Origin of the sequence: Bradyrhizobium sp. (genome assembly GCF_019242285.1) — a bacterium.
Classification (GTDB): domain Bacteria; phylum Pseudomonadota; class Alphaproteobacteria; order Rhizobiales; family Xanthobacteraceae; genus Bradyrhizobium.
Genome location: NZ_JAFAVV010000689.1, coordinates 1 through 2,270 on the forward strand (window position 1 = coordinate 1; position 2,270 = coordinate 2,270).

At 67.9% G+C, this 2,270-nt stretch carries 4 protein-coding genes; 3 read left to right on the plus strand and 1 reads right to left on the minus strand.

Features of this window, described 5'->3' with window-relative positions:
- Nucleotides 1-124, minus strand: a 124-nt coding sequence (locus JOY90_RS27850; RefSeq protein WP_291694314.1) for a biotin/lipoyl-containing protein, incomplete at its 3' end; no start/stop codon positions are given.
- A gap of 103 nt (nucleotides 125-227) precedes the next feature.
- Between JOY90_RS27850 and JOY90_RS27855 the strand changes: the two genes are divergently transcribed.
- The 3 genes from JOY90_RS27855 to JOY90_RS27865 all read left to right on the plus strand — a co-directional run.
- Complete coding sequence (locus tag JOY90_RS27855) at nucleotides 228-680, plus strand: universal stress protein (RefSeq protein ID WP_291694311.1); 453 nt, start codon at nucleotides 228-230, stop codon at nucleotides 678-680.
- 53 nt (nucleotides 681-733) lie between these two features.
- Nucleotides 734-1,642 (plus strand): diacylglycerol kinase family protein, encoded by a 909-nt coding sequence (locus JOY90_RS27860; RefSeq protein WP_291694312.1) that lies wholly within the window; start codon nucleotides 734-736, stop codon nucleotides 1,640-1,642.
- Nucleotides 1,642-2,270: metallophosphoesterase (locus JOY90_RS27865; RefSeq protein ID WP_291694313.1), on the plus strand; the 629-nt coding region annotated here is incomplete at its 3' end. The genes JOY90_RS27860 and JOY90_RS27865, both read left to right, overlap by 1 nt.

A 2,270-nucleotide genomic window follows, 5' to 3' on the forward strand; every position in this document is an offset into this window, starting at 1 on the left:
CGGTCTCGATCTCGGCCAGGACATCGCCCGAATGGACCTCGTCGCCGGCCTTCACCAGCCAGCGGGCGATCGTCCCTTCCTCCATCGTCGGAGACAAGGCCGGCATCCTGATCTCAATCGGCATGGTCGCAGCAAACTCCCGGGGTGATCGTCGTTTCCGCCCTCCGCCGAAGCGGGTCAAGTAGCGGCCGCTTGCACCCTGGTCCCCTTCGCGCAAAGAAGCATCGATGCGGACCTATCTCGTGGTGATCGATGAAACCCCGGAGGCGCGGATCGCGCTGCGGTTCGCTGCCCGCCGCGCGGCAAAGACCGGCGGTGCCGTCGAACTGCTGGCGGTCATCCCGCCGCAGGAGTTCGTCCAATGGGGCGGGGTTCAGGCAGCGATGGAGGAGGAAGCTAGGCTCCGCGCCGAAGCACTGGTCGCCGCCGCCGCGGGCGAGATCGTTGATGAGGCTGGCATTCGCCCGGCGATCACCGTCCGCCATGGCGAACCGATCGACGTCGTGCGCGAGCGGCTCGACAGCGGCGATCCCGTTCAGGCACTTGTGCTCGGCGCAGCCGGCGGCGGTCCCGGGCCACTGGTCGCCCATTTTGCCGGGAGCATCGCCGGTGATCTGCCGTGCCCGCTGATGATCGTCCCGGGCAGCTTGAGCGACGAGGCGCTGGACCGGCTGAGCTGAGGAACCCAAGCCACAAGCGGCAACTCTTTGTTCGCGCTGATCGTTGAGCCGCCATGGGCGATCCGACGATCCCGGTTTTCATCAATCGTGGCGGCGGAGCCGCGGCAGCGGCCGGGGACGAGCTTGCCAAGCAGGTTGCAGAGGCCTTCGCCGCAGCAGGTGTGACCGCGGATGTGCAGCTGGTCGAGGCGCGGGAGATTGCTGGGGCGGTGCGCAAGGCGTCCGAGACGTCCCGGCGGCTCGTCGTTGGCGGCGGCGATGGTACGATGGGCTGCGTCGCGCAGGCGCTGGCAGACCGGCCAGAGGTGGAGCTTGCGATTCTCCCGCTCGGCACGCTCAACCATCTCGCCCGCGACCTCGCCATCCCGTCTCAGCTCGAGGAGGCGGCAGCGCTCGCGGTGAATGGCACCGCCATTCCGGTCGACGTCGCGCTGGTCAACGACCATCGCTTCGTCAACAACGCCTCGGTCGGGCTATATCCGTTCATGGTTCGACGCCGCGACGACGCACGCGAGCGCACAGGTCTCCCAAAATGGCTGGCGACGCTGCCCGCTGCCTGGGCGGCGCTGTCGCGGCTGCCGCATCACCGGCTGCGCATCGATACTGGGCAAGGGGAGCGCCCGCTGGTCACATCGCTGCTGTTCATCGGCAACAATCGCTATGCCCTAGAGGCCGGCTCGGTCGGCACGCGCGACAGCGTCGCCGACGGACTGCTGTCGATTTTTGCGGTCGCTCGTCGCACGCGCCTCGGTCTGATCTGGTTTGCGCTCAGGACCTTGGTCGGTCGCGCGGACCGCAACGCAGATTTCGTCGCCATCGGCGAGAGCGAGACGCTGACGGTCCACTCGAGCGGGGACTCGATCGAGATCGCGCTGGATGGCGAGGTTCGCCGGCTGCCCTCGCCGCTCCATTTCCGTGTCGACCCCGGCAAGCTCAAGATCGTCGCTCCCGGCCAGGGCTGATGCGCCGGATCGCCCATTTGTCCGATCTTCATTTCGGCGCCCAGGACCCGCTGGCGGTCGAAGCGCTCGCGTCGGCGCTGGCCGAGCACGTCCCAGACGTGGTGGTTGTCAGCGGCGACCTGACCCAGCGCGCACGGCGCGGCCAGTTCCGCGCCGCCGACGCTTTTCTGCGCCGGATCGAGGCGAACGGCGGCGCGGTCGTGATGGTGCCGGGCAATCACGACATCCCCCTTTATGACGTCGCGCGACGCTTCCTCTCCCCTTTGCGCCGCTACCGGCGTTATGCCGCGGCGGGCAGGCGCGAATGCTATTTCGATGAGGAAGTCGCAATCGTCGGGCTCAACACGGCGCGGTCGCTCACTTTCAAGAATGGCCGATTGTCGCTGGCGCAGATCAATGGCCTGAGCGATGGCTTCACCGCCGCGTCACCCGGCGCGATCCGCTTGCTGGTTACCCATCACCCGCTCGTGCCGCTGCAGGGCAAGGCGGCAGAGCGGCCGGAAAGCGAGCTTGGCCGGGCGTCGCTCGCCCTGGCCGCGATCGGTGAAGCGAGGGTCCGCGTGGTTCTGGCTGGCCATATGCATCATGCCGGAGTCGAGCGCGGTCCAAAGGCGGTGGCGCAACCAAG